General features: G+C 39.5%; 6 protein-coding genes. 2 read left to right on the top strand and 4 right to left on the bottom strand.

What is annotated here, in order from left to right; genetic code table 11:
* Positions 1-343: 343 nt before the first annotated feature.
* The 3 genes from J500_RS02360 to J500_RS02350 form a co-directional block, all read right to left on the bottom strand.
* On the bottom strand, positions 344-1,591 hold the full coding sequence (locus tag J500_RS02360) for a CaiB/BaiF CoA transferase family protein (RefSeq protein ID WP_004997773.1): 1,248 nt from the start codon (positions 1,589-1,591) through the stop codon (positions 344-346).
* A 52-nt stretch (positions 1,592-1,643) separates the two neighbouring features.
* Complete coding sequence (locus J500_RS02355; RefSeq protein WP_004997771.1) at positions 1,644-2,960, bottom strand: MFS transporter; 1,317 nt, start codon at positions 2,958-2,960, stop codon at positions 1,644-1,646.
* 253 nt (positions 2,961-3,213) lie between these two features.
* Complete coding sequence (locus J500_RS02350; protein WP_004997769.1) at positions 3,214-4,440, bottom strand: acyl-CoA dehydrogenase; 1,227 nt, start codon at positions 4,438-4,440, stop codon at positions 3,214-3,216.
* 252 nt (positions 4,441-4,692) lie between these two features.
* Here J500_RS02350 and J500_RS02345 point away from each other — a divergent pair, with 252 nt between their 5' ends.
* On the top strand, positions 4,693-5,667 hold the full coding sequence (locus J500_RS02345) for a LysR substrate-binding domain-containing protein (RefSeq protein WP_034697825.1): 975 nt from the start codon (positions 4,693-4,695) through the stop codon (positions 5,665-5,667).
* On the opposite strand, the gene J500_RS02340 is transcribed toward J500_RS02345, so the two are convergent.
* On the bottom strand, positions 5,648-5,977 hold the full coding sequence (locus J500_RS02340) for a hypothetical protein (RefSeq protein WP_004997762.1): 330 nt from the start codon (positions 5,975-5,977) through the stop codon (positions 5,648-5,650). The genes J500_RS02345 and J500_RS02340 overlap by 20 nt on opposite strands.
* Positions 5,978-6,169: 192 nt before the next feature.
* Between J500_RS02340 and J500_RS02335 the strand changes: the two genes are divergently transcribed.
* Positions 6,170-6,607 carry an HD domain-containing protein gene (locus J500_RS02335; protein ID WP_004997753.1) on the top strand — a complete coding sequence of 146 codons (438 nt, stop codon included), beginning with the start codon at positions 6,170-6,172 and terminating at the stop codon, positions 6,605-6,607.
* Positions 6,608-6,624 lie beyond the last annotated feature (17 nt).

The raw sequence follows: 6,624 nt of genomic DNA, 5'->3' as shown, positions 1-6,624 counted from the left end.
AGTTAAAATCATTTTGCGTCTTTCTTAAAGAACAAGACGCCAATTCTGGCTCATCAATTACTGACAAATTCTCTCAAATAAACTTCGAGTAATTTAAACCAATTAATTAATGATAATATTTCGATCAATCAATTGGTAAAAATCCACACAAGTTGTTCTTCTATTTTCTTAATGATCTATTCCTTACCTCGTCAGTAAGAAATTCAACTCAATACAAATCCTTCAACCTTAACCCTAAAAGCCAAGATCTTCATCGTGTATCGCGTCGGGATGCTGCGTATTCTATACAGTTTTTAAAGCAACGCAAGCCCTATTTTCCAAATAAACATCATCAGGATGTTTTTTAATCAACATACGCTTTTTCCTTGCTGTATTCGCCCGTTTTATCCTCAATTATGCCTTTTTCATTGAACTGATTAAGTTGATCATTCGATTTATAACGCTTCAGTATCTTATAAGTATGCTCACCTAGCTGTGGTGGAGCATGATGATATTCAACTGGAGTGCCCGATAATTTGATTGGTGAAGCAATTACTTTAAATCTCTGATTTTGTGGGTGTGGAATATTCACTACCATTTGACGAGCCAGAATTTGTGGCTCATTTAATGCTTCTTCAATGGAGTTGATCATGCCCACTGGCACTTTTTTCGCATGAATTTGTGTTATCCAATGAGTTGCATCTTGCGTTTGGAAATGCTCACTCAATACACCAATTAATTCATGCCTATGTGCAACTCGGTCTTTATTAGTCGAATAATTTGGCTGATCTAATAAGTCCGCCCGATCTATTGCAACACACAAGTCTTTGAATTGTTTATCATTACCACAGGCAATAATAAAGTCTTTATCCTTCGCCTTAAACACTTGATACGGCACAATATTGGGGTGTGCATTTCCCATTCGTACAGGTGATTTTCCTGTGGTGAGAAAATTCATGCCTTGATTGGCCAATGTTGCAACCTGTACATCTAAAAGAGACAAATCAATGTGTTGTCCTTTACCTGTACTCAAACGTGACCATAATGCTGCTTGAATCGCAATGGTGGCATACAGCCCAGTTTGAATATCTGCAACCGCAACCCCAACTTTTTGTGGTTCTTGATTTTGCTCACCTGTAATACTCATCAATCCAGACATACCTTGAATGACAAAATCATAACCCGGTTCTTCGGCACGAGGACCTGTTTGCCCAAAACCTGTAATTGAACAATAGACAAGTCGAGGGTTAATTTGGCTCAGTGTCGCGTAATCTAGTCCATATTTTGCGAGTGAACCTGCTTTGTAGTTTTCAATTAATACATCCGCATCTTTGATCATCTCCTGAATCAGTTGTTGGCCTTCTTCAGATGCAATATCAATTGCCACAGAATATTTATTTCGGTTGGCTGCCTGATAATAACCCGCTTCTTTAGTCGGTTGGCCCTGATCATTTAACATCCACGGCGGCCCCCACATGCGAGTATCATCACCCACTTTAGGACGTTCCACTTTAATCACTTCTGCACCTAGATCTGCCAGAATTTGACCACACCATGGTCCTGCTAAAACCCGACTTAAATCCAATACTGTTAAGCCTGTCAATGCACCCATAATTTATTCCTCCAAAAACCGACATCATATTTTTAGATGTCGGTTTTTTATCTCATGATTTTTGTGGATCGTACTGACGATCTTTAATAAATAAACCTGGTAATACGCCTGCGATAAAGTAGGCTGCCCCCATGACAATAAATGCCATAGCAAAAGTCCCACCTGATGCCAAAAAGCCAATCGTTGCAGGTGCAATTGCAGCACCGACACGACCAATGTTATAAGCACCACCAATCGCAGTCCCACGGACATCAGTTGAGAACGACTCTGCCATATAAGTGGCATTTACCCCATATGGAATACCGTAAAGGAAACCAAAGGTGATCAATAAATACAGAATATTGTCAGGCGTATTAAAGAAAATAATGATTGGCAGGAAAATTGCGCTGGCAAGTGTTCCGAAGACAAACACAGCACGGCGATTAAATTTATCCGCTAAATATCCTGCTAAAATTTTGCCTAAAATCATTGCGGTATATGAACCCACCATATAACTGGTCAAGGATTTAAAATTCATATGGACTTCAGTTTCAAGATAACTCGGCATCCAGTTATTAATCCCGTAATAACCAAACTGTAAGAAAAATGCGGTGGTCATCCAAAGTAGAAACATTTTGCGATGTTTGAAGTTCTTGAAGATTTGTTTGTAAATACTGCCGCTTTTAGGTTTTACATCTGGTTGTCCTGTTTTTTGTTTTTCTGGATTTAAAGCTGCAATTTTTGTTAATTGCCATGATTTTGGTTCAGGGACAAAGCGCTGTAAAATGACATTAATAATGGCAGGAATCACGGTAATAAAAAATAGAATACGCCAGCCATGTTCAGGAATAATTGCACCAGCTAATAATGTAGCTACGATGTAACCTACGGTTTGTCCTGTCTGTAATGTTCCTAAGACGGTTGTACGATATGAAGTCGGAACGTATTCGGCCATTAAAGTATTACATGCCATATACAGCGCACCAATTCCTAAAGCTCCGATAAAACGAAGCACCATGAATTGTTCAAAAGTTTGTGTAAAACCTAAAATACAAGTTGCAATTGAAAAGAATGTCACTGAATGCGCAATGGTTCTAACACGACCAAACTTATCACAGGCCCAACCCCCTAAAATACCTCCAATTCCCATCCCTGCTAAAGATGCGCTGCCTAATGCGCCCGCCTGAAAAGTCGACAAACCAAAATCTGCTTTTAAACTGGTCAAGCTATAAGACAACAACATGATATCCACGCCATCCACCACCATCGCGAAATAGGCAAATAACAATGCCCATTTCCATGTATTTGGGGTAATGCGATCATATGTTCCAATATTGGATGCTAGTGTATTTGGAAGATTTCCTGTAACGGTTTGAACATCATTGTTCATTTTATTTCACCTCATTTTTTCCTAAATGAGTCTTGGGTTTTCATCGATTGATCATGCCATGTTCGCTTTGCTATTGTTGTTTTATCTTGCCCAAGCAAAGTGCCATTTCTTCATGAAAAATTCCATGATGAATCCCTGACTATTTTTGTATTGTCTTTTTTAAGCAAAAGCCGCTTAGAGACACGCATAGCGCGCATCTTTAAGCATCAAGATTTAATTTAAAAATGAAAAACGAATTAATTAAACTATGAGTCTAGTTACTAAAAGCCGCAATACCCGTTTGAGCACGTCCCAAAATCAAGGCATGTACATCATGTGTACCTTCGTAAGTATTGACGACTTCTAGGTTCACCAAGTGACGTGCAACACCAAATTCATCACTAATGCCGTTACCACCCATCATGTCACGGGCTAAACGAGCAATATCAAGCGCTTTACCACAGTTATTACGTTTAATTAAAGACGTACCTTCTACCGCAGCAATACCTTCATCTTTCATACGACCAAAACGTAAAGCCGCCTGTAAGCCTAATGCGATTTCAGTTTGCATATCAGCCAGTTTTTTCTGAATCAACTGATTGGCAGCCAATGGACGACCGAATTGTTTACGATCTAGGGTATATTGACGTGCGGTATGCCAACAAAATTCTGCCGCACCCATCGCACCCCAAGCGATTCCATAACGCGCACTGTTCAAGCAAGTGAATGGACCTTTTAGACCACGAACGTCTGGAAATGCGTTTTCTTCTGGAACAAACACATTATCCATCACGATTTCGCCAGTAATGGAAGCACGTAATCCTACTTTGCCGTGAATTGCTGGAGCAGAAAGTCCTTCCCAACCTTTTTCTAAAATAAAGCCGCGGATTTCACCCACATTACCTTCAGCAGACACTTCTTTTGCCCATACCACAAACACATCAGCAATTGGGCTGTTAGTAATCCACATTTTTGCGCCAGTTAAACGATAACCACCGTCTACTTTTTTGGCACGTGTAATCATACTGCCTGGATCAGAACCATGATCAGGTTCAGTCAAACCGAAACAACCAATGAATTCACCTGTTGCAAGTTTGGGTAAATATTTTTGCTTTTGTTCTTCAGTCCCAAATTCATTAATTGGCACCATCACTAAAGAACTTTGTACACTTGCCATTGAACGGTAGCCTGAATCGACACGCTCAACTTCACGAGCAATCAAACCATAACTGACATAATTTAAACCTGCGCCACCGTATTGTTCTGGAATGGTTGGGCCAAGCAGACCCAATTCACCCATTTCACGAAAAATAGTAGGATCGGTGGTTTCGTGACGAAATTGCTCCAATACACGTGTCATGAGTTTATCTTGACAATATGCATGCGCAGAATCACGAATCATGCGTTCTTCTTCAGTTAACTGTTGCTCAAGTAAGAATGGGTCTTCCCAATTGAAGTGAACACGTGCAGATTTTTTAGCTGTATCGACCATTTGATTCATCGCTTTCCTAGCCTGTTTGTTTGTCATTGACCCGATGCTACGATGTCGTAGTCAAAGCAGCAAACGATAAATTTGCATACAGTCATTCCATTTACGCATATCTTATTTTAATTTTAGGCTATACTTAAATTACGTTTTACTCTTAAGTTCAAGCAAATAGGTTTTTTGAGCTACAGAAAGATAGAGTACACTTTCAAAATATATGTGATTTACAAATATCTTCATTTTGCAATCATCATTAAGGACAACCCTATGCGGCGTATGATTCCCTCTCTACAAGCACTCATTTGTTTTGAATCAGCCGCCAAGCACAAAAGTTATACCTACGCGGCACAAGAGCTTTCGATTACACAAAGTGCTGTGTCTCGACAAGTCCAACAGCTTGAGGAATTTTTAAATATTGAGCTGTTTAATCGCACCCGACACGGCGTAGAACTCACTCAAGCCGGCGAACAATATTTTAAGAGTATTAAGCCTTATTTGCTCGGCATTGAACAAAGCACACTGGATCTGATGTCGCACAAAGGTTTAGGTGGAACTTTAAAGCTAGGAGTTGTCCCCACTTTTGCGACCCGTTGGTTGTTGCCTCGTTTATATCGCTTTAATGAAATTTTTCCTGAAATTACCATTCACCTTGAAACCAGTACCAAACCTTTTTTATTTAGTGATCATATTTTTGATGCCGCCATTTATGCAGGCACACCTTCACAAATTGAAAACTGGCCAGGTGCAAAAATTCAATTTCTGATGCAAGAAGAAGTTGTACCTGTTTGCTCTTTAGCCTTAATCCAAAAACATTTTCCTGATATTCATATTGATCAAAAACGCAGCATCGACTTATCCCCTGAACAGATTATTCAACTACCCTTACTGCAACAAACCACACGCCCTTACATCTGGAAAGAATGGTTTTCAGCCGCTGCTTACGATTACCCCTATGCGATGGAAGGTCAACGTCACGAACTCTTTTCGATGCTCGCAGTAGCGGCAACACATCATTTAGGCGTAGCACTCATTCCACAAATGTTGCTTGAGAAAGAACTGAACAATGCTGATCTGGTCATTGCCTCGTCTTTAAAGTTAGTCGGTGCGCGTTCTTATTATTTCGTCTATTCTGAGCAACACAATAACGCACTGATTTTAAAATTTACTGAATGGCTTGAAAAAGAAGTGAAGACCTATCAATCTAAAACTGGCTTACAACAGATCAAGACTCATGAGAACTAAATCCTGCATAGCGCGATAAATTTTCAACCCCTAAATCAGTCTGGATAATCGTTACCGCAGAATATGGCGTTTCAGTAATCGCAGTAAAAATATTCATGTCTGGATCTTCGTGTAACTCATCCACAGATTTTGTCATTTGAGCTTCAAAGCGATCTGCAACAAATTCAAAACCCAAGTCCATTGCAACAAATAAAGTGTGTTCACAAGGCTGAATATATTGCTCTTGCATCCAGTCAACGACAGCATGTTGACAAATCGGACAGAGAATATTGGCAGAAGCATCGGGCTGCTGGATAAGCTTGCAGGACATAGACTTACTCTAATAATGTGTTTAATAACGTCAATAGTAGTCTAATAGAAATATTTGCTTGCATCTAATTTTTTTAAAATCCACCTTTGGTGAATTGCTATTCATTTCCACTCATGCTTATTATCATAGAAAGAAAAAACGTGCTCAGTTGTGTGAATTTTGAATTAACGACATTTTTGAAATGGAGATTTCATGTCAACACTAGAAAAAGCCATTGCACTGGCAACAAAAAAACATGCGGGACAACTTGATAAAGCGGGGCAACCATACATTTTACATCCTTTAAGGCTTATGTTGAATGTAGAAAATATGGATCAGAAAATGGTCGCGGTAATGCACGATCTACTTGAAGACACAGATACCACGATTGTTGATCTGATTACTTTGGGGTTCAGTCAGAATGTAATTGATGCGGTCGTTGCATTGACCAAAAAAGAAGGCGAAAGCCGTTTGGATGCAGCCAAAAGAATCGTGAAAAATTCACTCGCAAGAACAGTTAAATTAGCTGACCTTGCAGACAATATGGACTTAAGCCGAATCAAATCGCCAACGCAACGTGATTTTATGCGCCTTGAAGAATATAAAAAAGTAAAAGACTTTCTACTAAACCCGCCCGCAGCTCTCATATAATTTTGAGCTATTTACTC

This window comes from Acinetobacter sp. 479375 (genome assembly GCF_000581715.1).
Lineage (GTDB): Bacteria > Pseudomonadota > Gammaproteobacteria > Pseudomonadales > Moraxellaceae > Acinetobacter > Acinetobacter ursingii.
This window is presented reverse-complemented; position numbering and strand designations above follow the sequence as displayed.